At 73.6% G+C, this 19,348-nt stretch carries 19 protein-coding genes; 5 read left to right on the top strand and 14 right to left on the bottom strand.

What is annotated here, in order from left to right; all coding sequences use genetic code 11:
* Window positions 1–87: 87 nt before the first annotated feature.
* Window positions 88–732 carry a TetR/AcrR family transcriptional regulator gene (locus tag QFZ71_RS12000; RefSeq protein WP_307668234.1) on the top strand — a complete coding sequence of 215 codons (645 nt, stop codon included), beginning with the start codon at window positions 88–90 and terminating at the stop codon, window positions 730–732.
* Between the two features lie 56 nt (window positions 733–788).
* Here the strand turns inward: QFZ71_RS12000 and QFZ71_RS11995 are convergent, their stop codons facing one another.
* The 7 genes from QFZ71_RS11995 to QFZ71_RS11965 all read right to left on the bottom strand — a co-directional run bounded on the left by QFZ71_RS11995 (window position 789) and on the right by QFZ71_RS11965 (window position 8,258).
* Complete coding sequence (locus QFZ71_RS11995; protein ID WP_307668233.1) at window positions 789–1,292, bottom strand: MarR family winged helix-turn-helix transcriptional regulator; 504 nt, start codon at window positions 1,290–1,292, stop codon at window positions 789–791.
* Between the two features lie 49 nt (window positions 1,293–1,341).
* Window positions 1,342–1,755, bottom strand: coding sequence for an STAS domain-containing protein (locus QFZ71_RS11990; RefSeq protein ID WP_307668232.1), 414 nt, complete (start codon window positions 1,753–1,755; stop codon window positions 1,342–1,344).
* Window positions 1,752–2,846 carry a B12-binding domain-containing protein gene (locus tag QFZ71_RS11985; RefSeq protein WP_307668231.1) on the bottom strand — a complete coding sequence of 365 codons (1,095 nt, stop codon included), beginning with the start codon at window positions 2,844–2,846 and terminating at the stop codon, window positions 1,752–1,754. The genes QFZ71_RS11990 and QFZ71_RS11985 overlap by 4 nt, the downstream gene beginning before the upstream one ends.
* Window positions 2,843–4,426: a PP2C family protein-serine/threonine phosphatase gene (locus QFZ71_RS11980; RefSeq protein WP_307671426.1), complete on the bottom strand. Its 1,584-nt coding sequence runs from the start codon at window positions 4,424–4,426 to the stop codon at window positions 2,843–2,845. Before QFZ71_RS11980 ends, QFZ71_RS11985 begins: the two co-directional genes overlap by 4 nt.
* 283 nt (window positions 4,427–4,709) lie before the next feature.
* Window positions 4,710–5,891, bottom strand: a complete 1,182-nt coding sequence (locus QFZ71_RS11975) for a PP2C family protein-serine/threonine phosphatase (protein WP_307668230.1) — start codon at window positions 5,889–5,891, stop codon at window positions 4,710–4,712.
* 169 nt (window positions 5,892–6,060) lie between these two features.
* Window positions 6,061–6,930 (bottom strand): MaoC/PaaZ C-terminal domain-containing protein, encoded by an 870-nt coding sequence (locus QFZ71_RS11970; RefSeq protein WP_307668229.1) that lies wholly within the window; start codon window positions 6,928–6,930, stop codon window positions 6,061–6,063.
* Window positions 6,931–6,935: 5 nt separating this feature from the next.
* Window positions 6,936–8,258, bottom strand: a complete 1,323-nt coding sequence (locus tag QFZ71_RS11965) for a 3-oxoacyl-ACP reductase (protein WP_307668228.1) — start codon at window positions 8,256–8,258, stop codon at window positions 6,936–6,938.
* Window positions 8,259–8,367: 109 nt separating this feature from the next.
* Between QFZ71_RS11965 and QFZ71_RS11960 the strand changes: the two genes are divergently transcribed.
* On the top strand, window positions 8,368–9,648 hold the full coding sequence (locus QFZ71_RS11960; RefSeq protein WP_307668227.1) for an acetyl-CoA C-acetyltransferase: 1,281 nt from the start codon (window positions 8,368–8,370) through the stop codon (window positions 9,646–9,648).
* Window positions 9,649–9,783: 135 nt separating this feature from the next.
* Window positions 9,784–11,706 (top strand): long-chain fatty acid--CoA ligase, encoded by a 1,923-nt coding sequence (locus QFZ71_RS11955; protein ID WP_307668226.1) that lies wholly within the window; start codon window positions 9,784–9,786, stop codon window positions 11,704–11,706.
* A gap of 27 nt (window positions 11,707–11,733) precedes the next feature.
* Here QFZ71_RS11955 and QFZ71_RS11950 read toward each other — a convergent pair whose 3' ends face one another.
* The 3 genes from QFZ71_RS11950 to QFZ71_RS11940 all read right to left on the bottom strand — a co-directional run bounded on the left by QFZ71_RS11950 (window position 11,734) and on the right by QFZ71_RS11940 (window position 13,963).
* Window positions 11,734–12,180: a PIN domain-containing protein gene (locus tag QFZ71_RS11950; protein WP_307668225.1), complete on the bottom strand. Its 447-nt coding sequence runs from the start codon at window positions 12,178–12,180 to the stop codon at window positions 11,734–11,736.
* Window positions 12,177–12,419 (bottom strand): type II toxin-antitoxin system Phd/YefM family antitoxin, encoded by a 243-nt coding sequence (locus QFZ71_RS11945; protein WP_307668224.1) that lies wholly within the window; start codon window positions 12,417–12,419, stop codon window positions 12,177–12,179. Before QFZ71_RS11945 ends, QFZ71_RS11950 begins: the two co-directional genes overlap by 4 nt.
* A gap of 113 nt (window positions 12,420–12,532) precedes the next feature.
* On the bottom strand, window positions 12,533–13,963 hold the full coding sequence (locus QFZ71_RS11940) for a cytochrome P450 (protein ID WP_307668223.1): 1,431 nt from the start codon (window positions 13,961–13,963) through the stop codon (window positions 12,533–12,535).
* Between the two features lie 321 nt (window positions 13,964–14,284).
* On the opposite strand from QFZ71_RS11940, the gene QFZ71_RS11935 reads away from it, so the two are divergent.
* Both QFZ71_RS11935 and QFZ71_RS11930 read left to right on the top strand, forming a co-directional pair.
* Window positions 14,285–15,115 (top strand): M23 family metallopeptidase, encoded by an 831-nt coding sequence (locus QFZ71_RS11935; RefSeq protein ID WP_307668222.1) that lies wholly within the window; start codon window positions 14,285–14,287, stop codon window positions 15,113–15,115.
* A gap of 132 nt (window positions 15,116–15,247) precedes the next feature.
* Window positions 15,248–16,186, top strand: a complete 939-nt coding sequence (locus tag QFZ71_RS11930; RefSeq protein WP_307668221.1) for an MOSC domain-containing protein — start codon at window positions 15,248–15,250, stop codon at window positions 16,184–16,186.
* Window positions 16,187–16,226: 40 nt separating this feature from the next.
* On the opposite strand, the gene QFZ71_RS11925 is transcribed toward QFZ71_RS11930, so the two are convergent.
* The 4 genes from QFZ71_RS11925 to QFZ71_RS11910 form a co-directional block, all read right to left on the bottom strand.
* On the bottom strand, window positions 16,227–16,682 hold the full coding sequence (locus tag QFZ71_RS11925) for an SUKH-3 domain-containing protein (RefSeq protein WP_307668220.1): 456 nt from the start codon (window positions 16,680–16,682) through the stop codon (window positions 16,227–16,229).
* Window positions 16,683–17,121: 439 nt separating this feature from the next.
* Window positions 17,122–17,520, bottom strand: a complete 399-nt coding sequence (locus tag QFZ71_RS11920; RefSeq protein ID WP_307668219.1) for a VOC family protein — start codon at window positions 17,518–17,520, stop codon at window positions 17,122–17,124.
* 124 nt (window positions 17,521–17,644) lie between these two features.
* Window positions 17,645–18,373 carry a siderophore-interacting protein gene (locus QFZ71_RS11915; protein WP_307668218.1) on the bottom strand — a complete coding sequence of 243 codons (729 nt, stop codon included), beginning with the start codon at window positions 18,371–18,373 and terminating at the stop codon, window positions 17,645–17,647.
* Window positions 18,374–18,824: 451 nt separating this feature from the next.
* Entirely contained in the window at window positions 18,825–19,307 is a 483-nt protein-coding gene (locus QFZ71_RS11910) for a sel1 repeat family protein (protein ID WP_307668217.1), read from the bottom strand.
* Between the last annotated feature and the right edge of the window lie 41 nt (window positions 19,308–19,348).

The following is a 19,348-nucleotide window of genomic DNA, read 5'->3' as shown; positions in this document are numbered from 1 at the left end:
TCCGGGTCCGGGCCGTCCAGCAGCGGGGCCCCCGCCGCCGTAGGGTGGACGGGGAGCAGGGCAGCGGGGGCGGGGGAGGAACCGGACATGGGTGCTGTGAAGGGCAAGCGGATGCCGCGCGCCGTGCGCGAACGGCAGATGATGGACGCCGCGGTGCGGACCTTCGGCCGACGGGGCTACCGGGCCGCCTCCATGGACGAGATCGCTGAACTGGCGGGGGTCTCCAAGCCGCTGGTCTACCTGTACCTGAACTCCAAGGAGGACCTGTTCTCCGCCTGCATCAAGCGCGAGGCGAACGCCCTGCTGGAGGCGGTGCGGGCCGGGGTGGATCCGGGGCTGCCCGCCGACGCCCGGCTCTGGGCGGGGCTGCGGGCCTTCTTCGTCCACACCGCGGAGAACCCGGACGCCTGGTCGGTGCTGCACCGTCAGGCGCGGTCGCACGGTGAACCGTTCGTCAGCGAGGTCGGCCGTATGCGGGACGAGATCGTCGCGTTCGTGACGGGCCTGATCGGGGCCGCCGCCCGCGAGGCGCACAGCGACCCCGCGCTCGCCGACCGGGACGTGGCGGGCCTCGCGCAGGCCCTGGTGGGCGCGGCGGAGTCGCTGGCGGGCTGGGCCAACGACACCCCGGACGTCTCGGCGCGGGAGGCCGCGGCGACCCTGATGAACTTCGCCTGGGCGGGCCTGGGGAACCTGATGCACGCCCGCCCGTGGACCCCGCCGGCCGGCTGAGCCGGTCGCGTCCGCGTCCGGCGGCCCGAGGGGACGTGGTCGCCCGCCCGCGTCCCTCAGGCCGCCGAGGAGGCGCCGGGGGCGGGGTGTTCTCCGCCCCGGGCGGGGTCGAGCCGGGCCCGCAGCCCCGCGAGCCCCAGGGCGAGGGCGCGGCGTTCGTCCGGGGACATGTTCGCTATGGCCCGGTGGAGCGCGGTGTCGCGCTGGGCGCGGATGCGGTGCAGGTGCTCCCTGCCCGCGGCGGTGAGCCGGAGGGCGACCTCACGGCCGTTGCCCGGGCACGGCAGGCGTTCGAGGAAGCCGATGGCCTGCAGACGGTCGCACATGCGGGTCACGGTCGGCGCCGCGGAGGAGAGGCGCCGGCACACGGTGCGCATGCGTACGCCCTCCTCGCCGTCGACGACGTACATCAGGCGGAGCTGGGACGTGGAGCCGGGCGCGCTCATACCCGTGGTGGCGTTCCTGGCGTGGTCCCACATCACGTCGAGGAGCTCGACGATCGAACTCGCGGCGCGGGCCGGCTCCTGCCGGGCCCCGGCGGCGCCCTCTGGTGCGGTCATGGTTGCCCGTCGATGGGTGCTTCTCCCCGGTGGGGCACCGGGCAGTGGCTCAGGTGATGCTGTCCGGTCCTGCCGGACGGGCCGTCCCGGTGCTCTCCTCGGCGGCCGGGTGCGCCAGGGGCCGGGGCGGTGGTGGGGCCGTGAGGTGGGCCAGCGTACCGGTGATGACCAGGAGCCGTTCCAGCCGCACGGGCCGGTCGTCCAGATGCAGCCGCACCCCCGCCTCGCCGGTGCGACGGGCGATCATCAGCAGGGCGCACAGGCCCATGGAGTCGACCGCGCCGACATCCGCGCACCGCAGATGCAGATCGATCAGGGCCGGCCGGGCGTCCAGACAGGCGGTGGCCTCCCGCACGAGGAGGTCGGCGTTGTCGTAGTCGAGGTCTCCGTGGAGCTCGATCCGGACGCTGTCCTGCTCGTCGACCGTGGTCAGCCGGAGGTGGTGCTCGGGGTACGTGGTCATACGGTGTTCCCGGCGGCGGTGGAGGGGTCGGTGGCGAGGGCCCCGGTTCCGGCCCGGAGGATGCGGACGGCCCTGGGGAAGTCCTTGAGCTCGCGGGCCAGGAGATCCAGGGCCGGCGGCAGACTCGACGCGGGTACGCCCCGCGCCACGAGGATGCGTGCGGTCCAGGCGATGAACCGGGTGAAGACTTCCTCGTCGTCGAGGTAGAGGGCGGTGGCCAGGAACTCGACGATGTGGGCGAGGTCCTCGGCGGTGCGCTCACGCTGCACGTCGTCGTAGGAGCGCATCGCGGGGAAGGCGTCCTCCAGCGCGGTGAAGACCTGGCGGACGAGTGCGCCCCCGCTGCGGGAGACCAGTGTGTACTCCTGGTCGGCCAGGTGCGGCAGGACGTCGTACTGCTGGTGGCCCGGCTCCGGACGGGGCAGCGGCTCCCCGGCGAGGAGGTCGGCGGCGGCGCGGGCGTCGGGGGCCCAGGCGTCGGCGCCCAGCGGCTTCGCGTACCGGCCGTCGGGCCCGAACGCGGCCCCGCCGACGAGGACCGGGACACCGATCGCCTGGCAGGCCGTGATCGCCGCGTGCGCGGTGGGCAGCCGGGTGGGGATCGAGCTGGAGAGCGCCACCGCGTCCGCGCTGGTGCTGTGCAGGTGGACGATCAGGTGCGGGGTGGGTATCTGCGCGCCGAGGTAGTCGACCCGCCAGCCGCGCAGCTTGAGGACCTCGGCCAGCAGCCGGGCGGGCAGTCCGTGCCATTCGCCGTCCACGCAGGCCACGGTGATCCTGCCGCGGGTGGCGGTCGTGCGGGCGGCGGGGTGCATGCTCACCGCGACCACGACCCGCTCGTTGACAGCGGTCGCCGCGTGCTCCTGGGCGACGCTGATCCGGTTGGCCGCCCACTCCTCGCCGACGCGGGCCTGCACGCGGGCGATCACGTCCAGCAGGACGCTCTCCGGGTCGGTCCCCTCGTCGAGGAGGCGGTGGACGAGTTCGCCCGCCGTGTGTTCGTCCCCGGCCGAGACGGCGTCCCACAGCAGTTGCGCCGCCCGCTCGGCGTGTTCGGCGTCGGACAGGCGGGACGGGGTGCTCGTGCTCATGCGGTGAACCTGCCCCGCGTGTGCCCGTTCACCGCGCTCAGGTGGTGGGTGCGGGGCGCGGAGATCACGACGACGGCCATGTCGTCGTGCGGGCGGCCGCCCAGCCACTGGCCGGCGAGCATCTGCACGTGTTCCACGACCCCCTCGGCGGGCATGCCCGCACATCCGGCGAGCGCGCGCCTGAGCCGCTCCTCCCCGAACAGCTCGTCGCCCATCGGGCCGCCCTTGGCCTCGGTGATGCCGTCGGTGTACAGGACGCACGACTCCCCGGGCGCCAGGGAGGCCGTGACGGTGGTGCAGGCGATGGTGGGGATGGCCCCGATCAGCGTGCCCTGGGTGGCGGCCACCTCGACCGTGCCGTCCGTGCGGACGATCAGCGGGCTGGGGTGGCCGCCGCTGGTGAGCTTGAGCTCCACGGAGCTGCCACGGCGTACGGCGGAGGCCAGGACCATGGTCGCGAAGCGGGTGTGGTGGGAGCTGAGCATCGAGGTGTTCAGCAGGCCGAGCATCCGCTGGTGGTCGTCGGCCAGGGGCAGCAGCGCGTGCAGCGTGTTGCGGATCCGGCCCGTCAGCACGGCGGCCTCCAGGCCCTTGCCGCACACGTCCCCGAGCAGGACCAGGGAGGCGTCACCCTCGTCGGCCGCCGGGTGCACGTCGTAGAAGTCGCCCCCGATGCGTTCGTGGTCGGCCGAGGGCCGGTAGCCGCCGGCGAAGTCCACCCCGGAGATCCGGTGCAGGGGCGGGGGCAGGAGCTCCCGCATCAGCAGGTCGCTGATCGAGCTCTGCTCCGCGTACAGCCGCGCGGCCGACATGCCCGCTCCCGCGCGGGCGGCGAACAGCCGGGCGAAGATCTCCTCCTCCTCGCTGAAGACGGAGCCTTCGGCCTTGCGCAGCAGGATGAGGGCCCCGGCGGGGACGCCGTGGCCGGGCAGGGGGGTGATCACGATCGAGCCGACCGGCCCCATGCTCTCGGGCACCATCCACGCGGGGGCCGCGCCGGGGTCGATCCACCGCGAGGGCACCGGCGGAAAACCGCGCAGCGCCTCTCCCAGCCCCGGTACGGAGTCGGGGACGACCGTCACCGTGGTCGTCTCGGGCTCGCCGCCGCGCACGCAGGTCACCACGGGCAGCCGCCGGCCGCGCGCCGGAGCTATCACGAGCGCCGCGTCGGCGAGGCTCTCGGCGGCCATCCGCGCGGCCGCGTCCATGCAGCGCTCAAGGTTGAGGGAGGACAGCAGGACCGTGGACGCCTTCGCGAGGAACGCGCTGCGCTCCCGCTCCCTGCGCAGCGCCGTCCGGACGAGCTGGAGGTCGGTGTCGTCCACCAGCCACCACGCGACCGAGCCGTCGTCCCGCACCGTCGGGTGGGCCTCGAAGTGCCGCCCGTCGATGTCACCGGCCGCCGACCGGCCGGTGGCCGGGGCGGCGTGCGGGCCGAGGGAGCACAGCTCGGCGTGCGCGTCGCGGAGCCAGTCCGGGGCCACGTCCGCGAGGGGCGTTCCGGGGGCGGCGGCGGGCAGCAGAGGTTCCGCCGCGTCGTTGCAGCGCACCACGGCTCCCCGGGCATCGGCGATCAGCACCGGATACGGGGCCCGGCCCCAGGAGAAGTCCGGGTGCTCGTCCACAAAGGTTCGCTCTTGGGTGGAAGCCAAATATCGAGGGCCCGCTGGGCGGACCCCTCACCTCATCAACTAGACGATTGCCTTCAGGCAACCATCCCCCACGCGGTCCCCGCCCGGCAACCCGGCCCCCTCCCGGCGGGGGTCTCCCCGGCCGGAAGGTCGCAGAGCCTTCACCGGGCGGCCACACACGCGCCACCGAACGGGCAGGCCGGCCGCGGGCCCCGTCACGGTCCCGCCGGGCTCAGGGAGCCGGGCGGCCGTGCCAGTCCAGGCACATCACGAGGGAGTCGTCAGCCGCCGGGCCGGACCCCCGGTGGCCGAGCAGCTCCTGGAGCATCACGCGGGGCACCTGCGGGGCGGGCAGCAGCCGCGTGCTGTTGATCGACGCGGCCAGGGCCCGGAGGCTGTACTTCTCGCCGGCCGGGGACAGCGCGTCGTAGACGCCGTCGCTGATGAACAGCAGGCGGTCACCGGGCTCGACCCGGAAGCGCTGCGCGACGTAGTCGGTGTCCTCGAACATCCCGAGCGGCATCTGCGCCTCGAACTCGATCGGCTCCACCACCCCCTCGCGCACCCGCCACACCCGCGGTGACCCCGCGTCGACGACCTCCGCCTCCCCGGTCGGCAGGTGGAAGCGGAAGAGCAGCGTCGACAGGTACTGGTCCCCGCCGTACTGCCCGTACACCGCCTGGTCGGCCAGGTACGCCTGGTCGCTCAGGCTCAGCCCGGCGCGGCGGGCGTTGCGCAGCGCGTTGACGCAGAGGTTCGTCAGCAGGGCGGCGTCGATGCCCTCGCCCATGCCGTTGCTGACGGTCACGTACAGGTCGTCGGCCGAGGCCGACCAGTCGAAGCTGTCGCCGAAGATGGCGTAGGCGGGCTCCAGCTGCGCGCCGAGGCTGTACTCCGCCCGTGCGCAGGAGCGGCCGGGCAGGAGCTGCCACTGCATCTCGGCGGCCAGGGTCAGCCGTTCCGCCCGCCGTGCCTGGAGGAAGAGGTCGGTGTCGCGTTCCGCGACGACCACCTCGTGCGCCAGCGCGTCGGCGCAGTCCTGGAGGTCCGCCAGCACGTCCGCCGCCGGCCCGCCGTCCCCGGACGCCGGGAGGGTGACGCTGAGGATGCCCAGCCGGTCCCCCCGGACGCTGACCGGGAGGTGCACCGTCACCGTGGCCGCCGCACGGTCGTGCACGCAGTACGGCTCCTGCGCTCCGAACGCGCGGCCCGGAGCGCTGTCGTGCACCGGGACCGGTGAGCGGGTGCGGGGAAGGACCCCGACGGGCTGCAGCCTCGTCATCGCGTAGTCGACGAGCAGCAGGTCCACGGTCAGCGCGCCGTGCCGGCGTTCGACCAGGGAGCGGATGACGTCGAAGATCTCGTGGGGCGCGGCTTCGCGCAGAGCGCGCTCGACCGCGCTGGGTCTGTCCACCGGTACCGGACCTGCCTTCTCGCGCATGTGCTCCCCGGCCGGGGTCGGCGACGACCGGCCGGAGCGGGCGGGGGAGCCCTCGGGGGAGTGTCACATGCACGCGGTCCGGCCCCCGGACGGGGCGCGGACCGGACGGTTCCGTGCCGGTCCGGGGGCCGGAGCTCCGGACCTACCGGGTCACCGACCCCAGGAGGTGGACGCGCCCTCCGGGCCCGCGCAGCGCGAAGGCGTGGCCGGTGGCGTCGGCCGCGTACGTCACGGTGGCCGGCAGCAGGACAGGGGCCCTGAACTCGACCCGTACGGTGCGGATGCCGCCGGGGTCGGTGGCCTCGGCCAGGCAGCGGGCGGCCGTCCACATGCCGTGCGCGATGGCACGGGGGAAGCCGAACAGCCGGGCGGTCAGGGGGTGCAGATGGATCGGGTTGCGGTCCCCGGAGACGGCCCCGTACCGCCGCCCGAGGTCGCCGGGGAGCATCCACTCGGCGCGGGCGGGCAGCTCCTCGGGGGCAGTGGGGGACGGGCTCACCGGGTGCGCCGCCGGGTCCGTCGCCGGGGCGGCCGGCGCCGCGTCCGTCGCCGGGCGGCGGGTCGCGTGGCGGGAGAGATAGCCGCTGCGGGACGCCCACACCAGCTCCCCGGCCACTTGCGCCTCGGTCGTCATCGTGACCTCGGTGCCCCTGCGGTGCGGACTCAACGCCTCCGCATAAACGGTGAGTTGGAGTTGTTCCTCCCGGTGCACCGGCCGGTGCGGGGTGATCTCCATCCAGGTGTGGACGAGCCCGAGCACCGGCAGCGGGAAGGTCCGGCCGGTCATCAGCCGCATGGTGTCCGGGAAGGCCAGCACATGCGGATAGGTGAGCGGCAGCTCCCCGGACTCCGCGAACCCGCAGATCCCGCTGTACGCGGCGAGGGGTCCCGGCGCGACGGGCGAGGCGGGGCGGGTGAGGCGGACCGGCGGCAGGGTGGTGTCCGGGCGTCCGGCGTCCTTGAGCGGGGAGAGGAGGGCCCCGCGCAGGAGCGACGCGCTGAGTGAGGTCATCGCGCTCACGCCCCCAGCAGGCTCTGGCCGCAGACGCGCAGCACCTGGCCGTTGACGGCGGCGGAGCCGGGCTGCGCGAACCAGGCGACCGTCTCGGCGACGTCCACCGGAAGTCCGCCCTGGGTGAGGGAGTTCATCCGCCGTCCCGCCTCGCGGATGAGGAGCGGCACGGCGGCGGTCATCTTCGTCTCGATGAACCCGGGGGCCACCGCGTTGACCGTGACGCCGTGCTCGGCGGCGGCGCGCGGGCCGAGCGAGCGGACCAGGCCGATGATCCCGGCCTTGCTGGCCGCGTAGTTCGTCTGGCCGTTGTTGCCCGCGATGCCCGCGATGGAGGCGGTGGCCACGATCCGCCCGCCCCGGTTCAGCGTGCCGGAGGCCAGCAGTTCGTCGGTGGTGCGGAGCACGCTGTCGAGGTTGACCTCGACGACCTGCGCCCACCGCTCGGCCGGCATGTTGGCGAGTCGGCGGTCGCGGGTGATGCCCGCGTTGTGGACGAGGACGTCGAGCCCGTCCGGTGCGGCGGCGGCGATGCGGGCGGCGGCGTCGGGTGCCGTGATGTCCAGCGGCAGCGCGGTCGCCCCGAGCCGGTCGGCGGTGCGCACCAGGTCGTCCTGGGCCCCGGGCACGTCCAGCACGATCAGCCGGGCCCCGTCGCGGGCCAGTACCGAGGCGACGGACGCGCCGATGCCCCGCGCCGCGCCGGTGACCAGGGCGGTCCGGCCGGCGAGCGGGGCGTCGTGGTCGGCCACGGGGTCCGGTGCGGCGTCGGTCAGCTCGATCACCTGGCCGCTGACGTAGGCGGAGCGGGGGGAGAGCAGGAAGCGGAGGGTGGACTCGGCGGCCACCGGCGCGGCACCGGCCGGGAGGCGCACCAGCTGCGCGGTCGCGCCACGCCCGATCTCCTTCCCCAGCGACCGGACGAAGCCCTCCAACGCCTGCTGGGCAGCGGCCTGGTGGTGGTCCTCGGGGGACGGGAGCGTGCCGATGACGACGATCCGGCCACCGGGAGCGAGCGACCGTACGACCGGGTGGAGGGCCGCGTGCACCTGGGCGAGGCCCCGCGCGGAGGTGACCCCGGTGGCGTCCAGCACGATCCCGGCGGGGCGCTCGGCCCGCGCCTCCACGGTGAGGCCGGTGGTCGCCAGCGCCTTCGCCAGCTCGTCCCCGATCGCGGGTTCCCCGGCGGCCAGATGCAGCAACGGCCCGTCCAGGCGCGGTGTTTCACGGCTCCAGCGGCGCAGTGGGACGGGTTGTGGCAGGCCGAGCCGGCGGGTGAGGAAGCGGCCGGGTGCTGTGCCGGTGAGGTGCAGATAGCGATCGGCCATTGTCCTGACTCCCTGCTCGGTCGTAGATTTACTCTTGAGTAAGGTTACTCAAGAGTCAGGAGCTGGTCGAGATGAACGATCCCGGACCTACCGAGACGAGAGGGTCACGATGACGCGCCCGTGGACTCCGCTCCCCGTGCCGCAGCCGCGCCGCGTCGCGGTGATCGGCGGCAGCCGCATCCCGTTCGCCCGCTCCGACGGCCCGTACGCGACCGCCTCCAACCAGGACCTCCTGACGGCCGCGCTCGACGGCCTGGTGGAGCGGTACGGTCTGGCCGGGGAGCGCGTCGGGGCGTTCGTGGCGGGCGCGGTCCTCAAGCACAGCCGCGATTTCAACCTGGCACGCGAGACCGTCCTCGGCTCCGCCCTCGATCCTCGTACCCCGGCCTACGACATTCAACAGGCGTGTGGCACCGGCCTCCAGGCGGTCGTCGCCGCCGCGAACACCATCGCGCTCGGCTCCGTCGACTCGGCCGTCGCGGGCGGCTCCGACACCACCAGCGACGCCCCGCTCGGCGTCAACGACGAACTGCGCCGCATCCTGCTCGCCGCCCGCCGCGCGAAGTCGGCCGGAGCCCGCCTGAAGGCCCTGTCCGCCGTACGCCCCCGCCACCTCGTCCCGGACATCCCGCGCAACGCCGAACCCCGCACGGGCCTGTCGATGGGCGAGCACGCCGCCGTGACCGCCCGCCGCTGGGGGATCACCCGCGAGGACCAGGACCTGCTGGCCGCCACGAGCCACCAGCGGCTGGCCGCCGCGTACGAACGGGGCTTCCTGGACGACCTGGTGGTCCCGTACCGGGGCCTGGACCGCGACCAGAACCTGCGTCCGGGGTCGACGGTCGGGAAACTCGCCGCCCTGAAGCCGGTGTTCGGGACCTCCGGACCCGACCCGACGATGACGGCGGGCAATTCGACGCCGCTGACGGACGGCGCGGCGACGGTCCTGCTGGCGAGCGAGGAGTGGGCGCGTGAGCGCGGCCTCGAACCGCTGGCGTACCTCTCCCTGTACGAGACGGGCGCGGTGGACTACGTGGACGGCGACGACGGCCTCCTCATGGCCCCCGCGTACGCGGTGCCCCGCCTGCTGGAGCGGGCCGGGCTGGGGATCGAGGACTTCGACCTGGTCGAGATCCACGAGGCGTTCGCCTCCCAGGTGCTGGCCACCCTCGCCGCCTGGGAGAAGCAGGGCCTGGCCCCGGTGGACCGCGAGCGCCTGAACGTGGCCGGTTCCTCCCTGGCCACCGGCCATCCCTTCGCCGCGACGGGCGCCCGGATCGTGGCGACGCTGGCGAAACTCCTGGCGGAACGGGAGGGGCCGGGGCGCGGCCTGATCTCGGTCTGCGCGGCGGGCGGGCAGGGGGTGACGGCGATCCTGGAGCGCCCCTGACCCGTTGCCTCCCCCCTGCCCCTGCCGGCCTTCCGCGAGCCCTGTGCCGGCCTCTCGCCGGCCCTGTGCCGGTCCCCTGCCGGACGGACGAACCGGCGCACCGACCCGCCCGACCCCCCGACCGAGGAGCCGCACGTGTCTACGCCATCTTCCGCCCCCGCGACCACCACGCCCCCCGGACCTGTTTTGGTCGAACCGACGAAGAAGCGCGGCCCGGACGGCCGGGTCCAGGAGGTCTCCGTACCGGAGTTCGCCCCGGCCGTGCGGAGCGGCTCGCTCGCCGAGATCCCGTTCGACAACGCACGACAGGCCCCGGCGGACCCGGTCCTCAGCCGCAAGGACGCCGAGGGCGTCTGGCAGGACGTCGGCGCCGCCGACTTCGCCGCCGAGGTGCTGGCGGTGGCGAAGGGCCTGATCGCGGAGGGGCTGCGGGCGGGGGACCGGATCGCGATCATGGCCCGGACGACGTACGAGTGGACGCTGCTGGACTTCGCGGCGTGGGCGGCCGGGCTGGTGACGGTCCCCGTCTACCCCACCTCCTCCGCGTTCCAGGCCCGCTGGATCCTCCAGAACTCCGGCGCGGTGGCCTGCGCGGTGGAGACCAAGGAACAGGGCCGGCTGATCAGCCAGGAGCGCAAGCAACTCGGCGACCTGGCACACCTGTGGCAGTTCGACACGGGGGCGATCGGCCACCTGAAGGCCCTCGGCAAGGACGTGCCGGACGCGGCGGTGTCCGCCCGCCGGGCCGCCCTGTCGCCGGACACCCCGGCCACCCTGATCTACACCTCGGGCACCACGGGCCGCCCTAAGGGGTGCGTCCTGACCCACGGCAACTTCTTCGCCGAGGTCGACAACGCGATCGAACTGCTGCACCCCGTCTTCAAGTCGGTCTCCAAGGATCCGGCCTCCACGCTGCTCTTCCTCCCCCTCTCGCACGTCTTCGGCCGCATGGTGGCGATCGGCTGCATGCGGGCGCGGGTGCGCCTGGGCCACGCCCCCTCCATCCAGACGGAGGACCTGCTGGCCGACCTGGCGGGCTTCCGCCCGACCTTCCTCCTCGCCATCCCGTACGTCCTGGAGAAGGTCTACAACACGGGCCGGGCGACCGCCGAGAAGATGGGCCGGGCCTCCTCGTTCGACCGGGCGGCCCGCATCGCGCAGCGCTACGGCAAGGCGGTCGAGGCCGCCGAACACGGTACGGGTCCGGGGCCCGGCCTCGGGCTGCGCGCCGCCCGCGCCCTCTACGACCCGCTCGTCTACCGCCGCATCCGGGCGGCGCTGGGCGGCAAGGTCCGGTACGTGATCTGCGGCGGCTCCCCGCTGGGCCGCCGGCTCGCCGCGTTCTACGAGGGCGCGGGCATCAGCATCTTCGAGGGGTACGGGCTCACGGAGACCACGGCCGCCCACACGGTGACCCCGCCGCTCAAACCCCGCCTGGGCACCGTGGGCTGGCCGCTGCCCGGCAACGCGGTGCGCATCGCGGAGGACGGCGAGGTGATGCTCAAGGGCGGCCAGGTGTTCCGGGGGTACTGGGACGGCGACCGGGCGGAGGTGACCCCCGCCCTCCTGCCCGACGACTGGTTCCCCACGGGCGACCTGGGCGCGCTGGACGAGGACGGCTACCTGACGATCACGGGCCGCAAGAAGGACATCATCATCACCTCGGGCGGCAAGAACGTCACCCCGGCCCCGCTGGAGGACTGGCTGCGCGCCCACCCCCTGATCAGCCAGTGCATGGTGGTCGGCGACAACCGCTCGTTCATCACCGCGCTGATCACCCTGGAGCCGGACGGCATCCAGCACTGGCGCCAGATGACCAAGAAGCAGGACGTCCCGATGCGGGACCTGATCCACGACGAGGAGCTGCGCACCTCGCTCCAGAAGGCGGTGGACGAGGCCAACCGCCTCGTCTCCCGCGCGGAGTCGATCCGCAAGTTCACGGTCCTGCCGGTGGACTTCACGGAGGAGAAGGGCCACCTGACCCCGTCGCTGAAGCTGAAGCGGGACGCGATAGCACGGGACTTCGCGGCGGAGATCGAGGAGTTGTACCGGAAGTGAGCGGCGCCGTGGCGGTCAGCACCCTCGTCACAGGTCCTCGGGGAGCAACCGGAATGCCTTGTGGCCGGTCAGGGGGCGGACCATGCGGAAGTGGCGGTCCGAGGTGAAGGCGACCTCGGTACGGTACGCGGCGGCCAGGGCGACGTTCATCGCGTCCGCAAGTCCGATGCCCTTGCCGCCGTCCACATCGGCGTACCCCTCCGCGACGGCGATCGCCGCACTCAGATGCGCCCCGACGGAGGGGATCTCGAACCGGCGAGTGGCTGCGTTGCGCTCGATGAAGCGTGCTGCTGCCAGAGCTTTGCCGGCATCTGCCTTGGTGGTGATCAGATAGTCCAGCTCGGCAAGGATGAACGGAGAGACGATCAAGTGGCTGATCGTCGACAGTGCCTTCTTGTGCGCTTCGTGACCGGTGAGTCGTGGATCGAGGAGCCGGTAGAGAGCGTTGGTGTCGGCAATGGCGGTCAGGCTCACGCCCCCATCCCCTTGAGTGTGTGCTCGATGTCCTCGTCCGTGAGGTCGGGCAGGGCGAGGTCGGGGAGGTCTATGGCGCCCATCGGGTCGGTGGGGTAAGGAGGAATGTCGTTGTCGGTGATGGGAACGACGCGCGCCACAGGGGTGCCGTTCTTGGTGACGGTGATGCTCTCGCCGCGTGCCGCCGCAGCGAGGATCTGTGAGGATTTCTGGTTGAACTCGCGGGCCGTGGTCTCCATGTAGTACATGGTACTACATGGAGGATGGTCGCGGGTGGCGTCAGGCCGCCCCAAGGGGGCCTCGGCGGGCGTACAGGTCCCGGTGGCCGGCCGGCCACCCCGATCGCCGCCGGTCAGGGGCGCGGGTCGGGGGCGGTGTGCTCGTCGGGGCCGGTCCGGGACGGCACCGCCCCGGCGCGGCCGGGCTGCGGCTCGCGGGGTGCGGCGACCATCGACAGGCCCTTGGGGGTGGGGGTGAGCTCCAGGCTGACCCGGACCTTCCTGCCGGGCCGGGCCATGCGCAGGGTGCGTGCGTGGACGAGGCTCGCCAGCGCGACGGGCACCAGGATGTCGGCCACCGCCGCGCCGGGGCAGTAGCGCGGCCCCAGCCCGTAGGCGAACACCGCGGCGGGGGAGAGCGGCGGCTGCGCGTCGGGCGACCAGCGCAGCGGGTCGAACTCGTCCGGCCGCGCATAGCGGTCCGGATCACGGCGCAGCGCCCCGAGCGGCAGGGTCACCACCGCACGGGCGGGCACGGTCTGCCCGCCCAGACAGGTGGCGTGACGGGTGCGGCGGACCAGGAACGGAATACCGTGGACGCGCGTGATCTCCGTGATGAAGCCGGCGGCGCGGGGCAGGAGTTCGGCACGGACGGCATCGGCGGAGCCGTCCGCACCGAGCACGGCGTCGGCCTCGGCCCGGAGCGCTTCCTGGTGGCCGGGGTGGCGGCCCAGCTCGTAGCAGGACCAGGCGAGCGTCCCGGTGGTGGTCTCGATGCCCGCGAGCAGCAGCGCGTACAGATCGTGCAGCACCTTCTCCCGATCGCCGCCGGAGGCGCGCTTGAGCAGGGAGACGACGTCACCGCCGTCCGGATCGGGGCGGTGGTTCTCGTACACCTCGCGGGTGGCCCGGTCGAGCAGCGCGGCCGCACGGCGGAAGGCGCGCTGCCGTGGCGCGGGCAGCCACGGCCACGGGGACAGGGTGTACTTCCAGATCATCCCGGCCGACAACGCGGAACGCGACCGGGCCAGCGCGGACAGGGTCTCCGAGGACAACGTGCTGTTCAGCACGGACTCCACGATGAGCCCGGACGCGAGGCGGCCCATCTCGAACCGCATGTCCACGGGGCGGTCGGAGGGGATCTCGGCCAGCAGACGCCGGGTCCGGGCCCGGACCGACGTACCCAGCTCCGTCAGGCGCGGAGCCGCCAGTGCCGGCCGCATCACCGCGCGCCGCTCCCGGTGGACCCGGCCCTCGGCTCCGGGAAGCCCCCGGCCGCCGACCTCCTTGAGACACGGGTCCGTACCCCAGAACTGGAAGACGTCCTCCGTGCTCCCGACCTTCCGGATGAGCGCGGGGTCGTTCATCTGGAAGGCGACCGCCGGGCCGGTCCTCGTCCTGACGACGGGCCCCGCCTGCCGGAGCTTCTCCGCGAGGTTCGCCGGGTCCAGCCAGAAGCGCAGGGAGCGGGAGTACGCGATCCCCGACCCCTCCACCGCGGCCGGGGCCGGAAGCGCGGGCGGGGCGGGGGCCGGGGGCGTCCCGGAATCCTTCGCGTCGGACATGTTCTCCAGCCTCCTCGGGCTCTCACCTGGTGCAGGGCTGCCCCCGGCGGTTCAGGCGCGTTCGGCGGCGACGTCGGCATCGGCACGGGGGCAGGAATTCTCGGGTACGGATCGACATCGGGCCGCGTATGCGAACGAGGGGCGTCCGTAAAGGACACGCCGGTCCTCCGGTCCGGGGAAGGGCCCACCGGGTCGGCGGAGGTCTGTCGCGCGTGCCGAAGCTGCGGCATTCTGGTGACCGCTCAACCCGCGTAGATCCACGGGCACTTCGTCACCAGCACCGCCACCGGAACGGTACGGCTCCGACCCCGAAGGATTCCCATGCGCTCACCCCGCACCTGTCTCCTGGCCCTGCTCGCGCTCCTCGGAGGGCTGCTCACCGTCACCGCCGCCGCCAGTCCCGCGGCGGCCGCGCCGAACTTCAAAGCGCCGTACGCCTGCGGCCAGCAGTGGACCTACAGCCATCACTCCGCCGAGGTCAGACAGGCCCTCGACTTCGTCCGCACCGACGGCGGGGGCACCGCGGGCTCCCCGGTCCTCGCCTCGGCCGCGGGGACGGCGTACCGCTACTCCCAGCCGAGCGGCGCGGGCAACTACATCGCGATCGAACACGGCGGCGGCTGGAAGACGTACTACTTCCACCTCGCCGCGTTCTCCGTCGCCCACGGGGCACAGGTCGCCCAGGGCCAGCAGATCGGGACCGCCGGCTCCACCGGGAACAGCTCCGGCGCGCACATCCATTACGAGCAGCTGTACAACGGAGTCGGCCAGACCATCGTGATCAACGGCCGCTCGCTCGCGCCGTATCCGGGCTCGTACTACAGCAAGTACCTGACCAGCGACAACGGTTGCGGGAGCGGAGCCGGAAAGTTCTGGGTCGACACCTTCGCCGACGCCACCGGCTACGCCGCCGCCGACGCGGTGGACGCACAGGGCATCCTCAAGGCCGGCACGAACTACGTGTACTGCAAGGTGTGGGGCGCGCGGGTCGGCACGGCGACCCAGTTCAACCACTGGTGGCTGCGCACCGACCTGGACGTCGTGTACGCGGGCAAGAACGGGCGCAACGCGTACGTCTCGGCGTACTACCTCTCCCGGTGGGGCAACGACGAGGCCCGCGACAACAACGGGACGGTGATCCCGAACTGCTGACGCGAGCCCGGTGACGGCCTCTCCCGGCCCGGCGCCCACCCCGTCGATCACCGTCCGGGCCACCTGGCACTCTTGCTGTACGGGCCCGGCGGCAGCGGATGCGCGGGCGGGGCGTCACGAAGGAGAGGCCGCATGGCCACGGTCGTCGATCTGATCACCTATCCCGTCAAGGGGTGCGCGGGAACGTCCGTGAGCAGCGCGCGGCTGACCCCGGCCGGTCTCGCGCACGACCGCACATTCATGGTCGTCGGCGTGGACGGGGTCCACCGCACCCAGCGCCGCGACCCGCGCCTCGCGCTCGTCCGGCCCACCATCAGCGCGGACGGCAGCCGGCTCGTGCTCGCCTCCCCCTCCGCCGCTTCCCCCTCCGCCGCGTCCGCGTCCTCGGCCGCTGCCGATGCGGGGAGCGGCGGCGGGGCGGGGCACGGGGAGGTGCACGTGGACGTCACCACCTCCGCGCCCCGGCGCGACGTGGACCTGTTCGGGGTGACGTACCAGGGCATCGACCAGGGCGACGAGGCCGCCGCCTGGCTCTCGGACTTCCTCGGCGTCCCGAGCCGCCTGGTCCGCGTGCCGCCGGAGCACGACCGGAAGACCGACGGCCTGACCCCCGGCACGTCCGGCTACGCCGACAGCAGCGCCGTCCACCTGCTCTCCCGCGCCTCCCTCGCCCACCTGAGCACGCGGTTGGCGGAGCGCGGCGCGGCGCCGCTGTCCCTGGACCGCTTCCGCCCGAACATCGTCGTCGGCGGCGCACCCGAGGGGCACGGGGCGGAGGACGGGGCCGCGGACTGGGCGACGGAACCGCACGCCGAGGACCGCATCCGCCGCGCGGCCATCGGCACGGCCGGGCTCGGGTACACGAAGCTCGCCGTGCGCTGCGCGGTCACCCTGGTCGACCAGGAGGCCGGGGCACGGGGCGGCCCGGAGCCGCTGCGGACGCTGGCGGACTACCGCCGGGCGTCGTGGGGCGGCGTGGTGTTCGGCGCGAAGTTCGCCGTGACGCGGCCGGGCAGGCTGTCGGTGGGCGACGAGGTGGCCGTGGAGGAGTGGGGCGACGCGGAGGCGTGACGGCAGAACCCGGGGTGGGAGCGCGGGGCGGGGACGGACGTCACCACCAGGCCGCCCGCTCGGTGCGATGGACGCCGCCGTCGCCCTCCACCACGTAGCTCAGCGCCTCCGCGAAGCTCGCGCCGAGCCGCCACTGGAAACCCGCTCCCACGGCGATGACCTGCCCGCTCGCCCCCACGTACGCCCGGTACTGGATCGACCACATGCCCAGCGGAGAGAGGTTCTCCCCGAACCAGCGGCTCATCCTCCAGGCCTCCTCAGCCGCGTCGATACAGGCGTCCACGGGGTCCAGCCGCAGCGACGAGGCCGGGACACGAGCCGGAGCGCTCCTGATCGTCAGACCACCGAACTCCGCCCACACAGGGCCCGCCCGGTCGTTGAGCGTGAACCCCGCCGCCACCAACTGCCGTGTCCAGGCGGTGGTGTCGATCCACCGCCCCGGCCGCCACCCGGCGGCCCTGAGCGCGTCCACCACCGAGTGCCCGCGGCCCGCCACCGATTCCTCGTCACCGATGCGCTCTACGCGCCCACCTCGTCCCGTCGGCGGGCCCGCCCTGGCAGGCCCGGCATGTGCGGGTCCGCAGACTACCGGTCAGAACCGGAGCGCGCGGATCAGCCGGCGCGCGGTCCGTGCGCCGATCGAGCCGAGGTCCGGGAGGCCGGGGTTCTCCGGGGCGGGCGGTTGTCAGTGACGCGTGAGAAGGTCCGAGTGGAAGGCCGAGGGGTCGCGGAGACCGTCGAGGCCGGGGCACGGATCGTGGAAGGTGGGGCGCGGATCGTGGACGGGCTGCCGGAGATCGTTCGGGATGACGAGTGGGCGCCGCTCGTCATCCGGACCGACTGCACCGATGACGCCGCGTGGCGGGACGTCGTCGCCGCGCTGGTACGGGCCGCCCGGGGGGAGCGGCTGCCGCGCTCCGTCCGGAGCCGTGCTGTCAGGCCGTTTCCGGGCCCTGGAGGATCTGGAGGTAGTTGCCCACCGGGTCCACGAGCGTCGAGAAGAACCAGCCGCCCCCGACCTCCTCGACCGGGCGCACCCACGTCACCCCGAGGGAGTTCAGGTGCTTCTCGGCCGCCCGGATGTCCCGCACGGTGAGGTTGATCAGCTGCCGGCCCGGCTCGGCCGCCCGGTCCGCGACGTCGTCCCGCTGGTCGAAGCCGATGATCGCTCCGGGACCGACCAGCAGCAGGTGTTCCGCCCAGCGTGCGCCCAGGGGCTCCAGCGCGGCGCGGTACCAGGCGATCAGGGCGTCGGAGTCCGTGCTGCCGAGGATGACCCCGAGGCCGGTGATCCCGTCCCGGGGAGCGGTGGTGTCGTCGGTGGAGGCCGTCATGGCTGTTCCCTCGCTCTGCTGGTCGTACGTACCGGATGGCCGGAGAGGTTCGTTCCTCCTGCCTGCCGTTGATGACCGCCACCGGCCGTCGAACTCATCGGCGCCCGCCGTTTCCGCCGCCTCGCTAGGGCCGCCAGTAACCCAGTGCGTTCACCCGGTCCTTGGGCAGTCCCAGCTCCTTGCGGAGGTACGCCGACAGGGTCCGGGTGGTCGCCGTGTCGCAGGCGACCCAGACGTACGCGTCCGAGCGGTCCTCGCCCAGCAGCCCCGGCAGGGCCGCCTTCACCTCGGTGACGAGGTGCGCTCCCGCGTCGCGGCGCTCCACGGGGTGCAGGGTGTGGTGGGCCTCGTCGAGGCGGAACGGCAGTTTCCGGTCCTCCTCGTGCGCCGTCTCGAACCAGATGGTCGCCGGGGTCCGCGGGATCGCGTCCAGCAGGGAGTTGATCGCGGGCAGCGCCGCCGCGTCCCCGATCACGAAGAGCCGCGCGGGCGCGGGGTCGGGCAGCGTGAAGCCGGTTCCCTGGAGCGTCGCGTCGATCGTGTCGCCGGCCTTCGCCCCCCGAGCCCAGGCGCACGCGGGCCCCTCGTGCAGGGCGAATTCCAGACTGAACGTGCCGGCCTCCGGGTCCGGATCGACCAGGGTGTAGGCGCGCTGGTGCGGTTTGCCGTCCTTCTCGAACCACAACCGCACCCACATCGTCGGGTGCGCCCCGCCGGTCGCGGCGAGCAGCCCGCCATCGGTCATGTGCACCCGCCGGAAGCGGTCGGTGACCTGCTCCGTGCCGGTCACCGTGAACGTGAAGTCACGCCCCCGGAACAGTTTGAGAACGACGCCTTCCCAGCCGTGCCCCACGGTGTGTCTCCTGCCTCGCCCCGGCCTCGCGGCCCACTACCAGAGAGTTTCTTTAGGTGAGGCTAACCTGAATTTCGATGACTGGGGAGTGGCTGGATCCTGCCGCCGACCGGGGGGTGGGTGGACGGTGGGGGCCGCGGGGGCCTTCCCGGCCGTGGCGGACGCGTGTTTCGTCCCCCGGAGGCTCGCGGTCCCGGCCTGCGTTCCCGACGGGCGCGGCGAAGACGGTGTTCCCGACGAGGCCGGCGCGGAAACTCGTATGCCGGAGCAACGCACCCGGCGGAAGGGCCGGGCCGCCCTGGCCCGCGCCGCCCTGGCCCGCGCCGCCCTGCCTCGGACGGACCCTGCCTCGGACGGACCCTGCCTCGGACGGACCCTGCCCCGGACGGACCCTGCCCCGGACGGGCCCGGCCTCGGACGGTCCGTACGCGGACGGGCCCCCAGCCTGGTCCTATCCCGTCGGCCCCGCCCCGTCCGGGTGCAGTGCGCCACCCGGGCGGAACAGCCGCTTCGCCACCGGGTGGCCGTGGTCCGCCGCCATCCGCAACCACGGCTCCGCCTCCGTCAGGCCCTCGCGCTGCTCGACCAGGCGGCCCAGCTCCCACATCGACTCCACGTCCCCCGCCTCCACCGCCTGACGCAGCATCCGCTCGGCCGCCGCGGGACGCCCCTCGGCGCGTGCGGCCAGGGCGAGCGTGCGCAGCCCCCGTACCGCCCGCGCGTCCCCGGCGGCGGCGGCCGCCGCCAGCTCGCGCGGGTCGGCCGGGCGGCGCGAACGGTTTCCCAGGAGCAGCAGAATGCTCAGCACCCACATGATCCAGCTCAGACCGACCGACGTGCTGTTGCCGGTGATCACACCGGTCAGGCTCAGCGCGCCGCCCGCCGGAAGCAGGAAGTACCCCAGCCCCGGTCCCCTGCGTGGTGCCGACCCCATGCCCGCTCCTCCCCGCCCGGCCGCCGCCGCGCGTGCTTGGA

Origin of the sequence: Streptomyces sp. V2I9, from assembly GCF_030817475.1 — a bacterium.
GTDB lineage: Bacteria > Actinomycetota > Actinomycetes > Streptomycetales > Streptomycetaceae > Streptomyces.
The sequence above is the reverse complement of the archived record's forward strand: the minus strand, read 5'-3'. Positions and strand labels throughout refer to the sequence as shown.

What these genes read in the sequence shown, in the direction of transcription:
- QFZ71_RS11960 (WP_307668227.1), top strand. Translation starts at nt 8,368, where the DNA reads ATGACGCGCCCGTGGACTCCGCTCCCCGTGCCGCAGCCGCGCCGCGTC.
- QFZ71_RS12000 (WP_307668234.1), top strand. Translation starts at nt 88, where the DNA reads ATGGGTGCTGTGAAGGGCAAGCGGATGCCGCGCGCCGTGCGCGAACGG.
- QFZ71_RS11985 (WP_307668231.1), bottom strand. Translation starts at nt 2,846, where the DNA reads ATGAGCACGAGCACCCCGTCCCGCCTGTCCGACGCCGAACACGCCGAG.
- QFZ71_RS11920 (WP_307668219.1), bottom strand. Translation starts at nt 17,520, where the DNA reads ATGACGGCCTCCACCGACGACACCACCGCTCCCCGGGACGGGATCACC.
- QFZ71_RS11970 (WP_307668229.1), bottom strand. Translation starts at nt 6,930, where the DNA reads ATGACCTCACTCAGCGCGTCGCTCCTGCGCGGGGCCCTCCTCTCCCCG.
- QFZ71_RS11965 (WP_307668228.1), bottom strand. Translation starts at nt 8,258, where the DNA reads ATGGCCGATCGCTATCTGCACCTCACCGGCACAGCACCCGGCCGCTTC.
- QFZ71_RS11990 (WP_307668232.1), bottom strand. Translation starts at nt 1,755, where the DNA reads ATGACCACGTACCCCGAGCACCACCTCCGGCTGACCACGGTCGACGAG.
- QFZ71_RS11930 (WP_307668221.1), top strand. Translation starts at nt 15,248, where the DNA reads ATGGCCACGGTCGTCGATCTGATCACCTATCCCGTCAAGGGGTGCGCG.
- QFZ71_RS11940 (WP_307668223.1), bottom strand. Translation starts at nt 13,963, where the DNA reads ATGTCCGACGCGAAGGATTCCGGGACGCCCCCGGCCCCCGCCCCGCCC.
- QFZ71_RS11935 (WP_307668222.1), top strand. Translation starts at nt 14,285, where the DNA reads ATGCGCTCACCCCGCACCTGTCTCCTGGCCCTGCTCGCGCTCCTCGGA.
- QFZ71_RS11910 (WP_307668217.1), bottom strand. Translation starts at nt 19,307, where the DNA reads ATGGGGTCGGCACCACGCAGGGGACCGGGGCTGGGGTACTTCCTGCTT.
- QFZ71_RS11995 (WP_307668233.1), bottom strand. Translation starts at nt 1,292, where the DNA reads ATGACCGCACCAGAGGGCGCCGCCGGGGCCCGGCAGGAGCCGGCCCGC.
- QFZ71_RS11945 (WP_307668224.1), bottom strand. Translation starts at nt 12,419, where the DNA reads ATGGAGACCACGGCCCGCGAGTTCAACCAGAAATCCTCACAGATCCTC.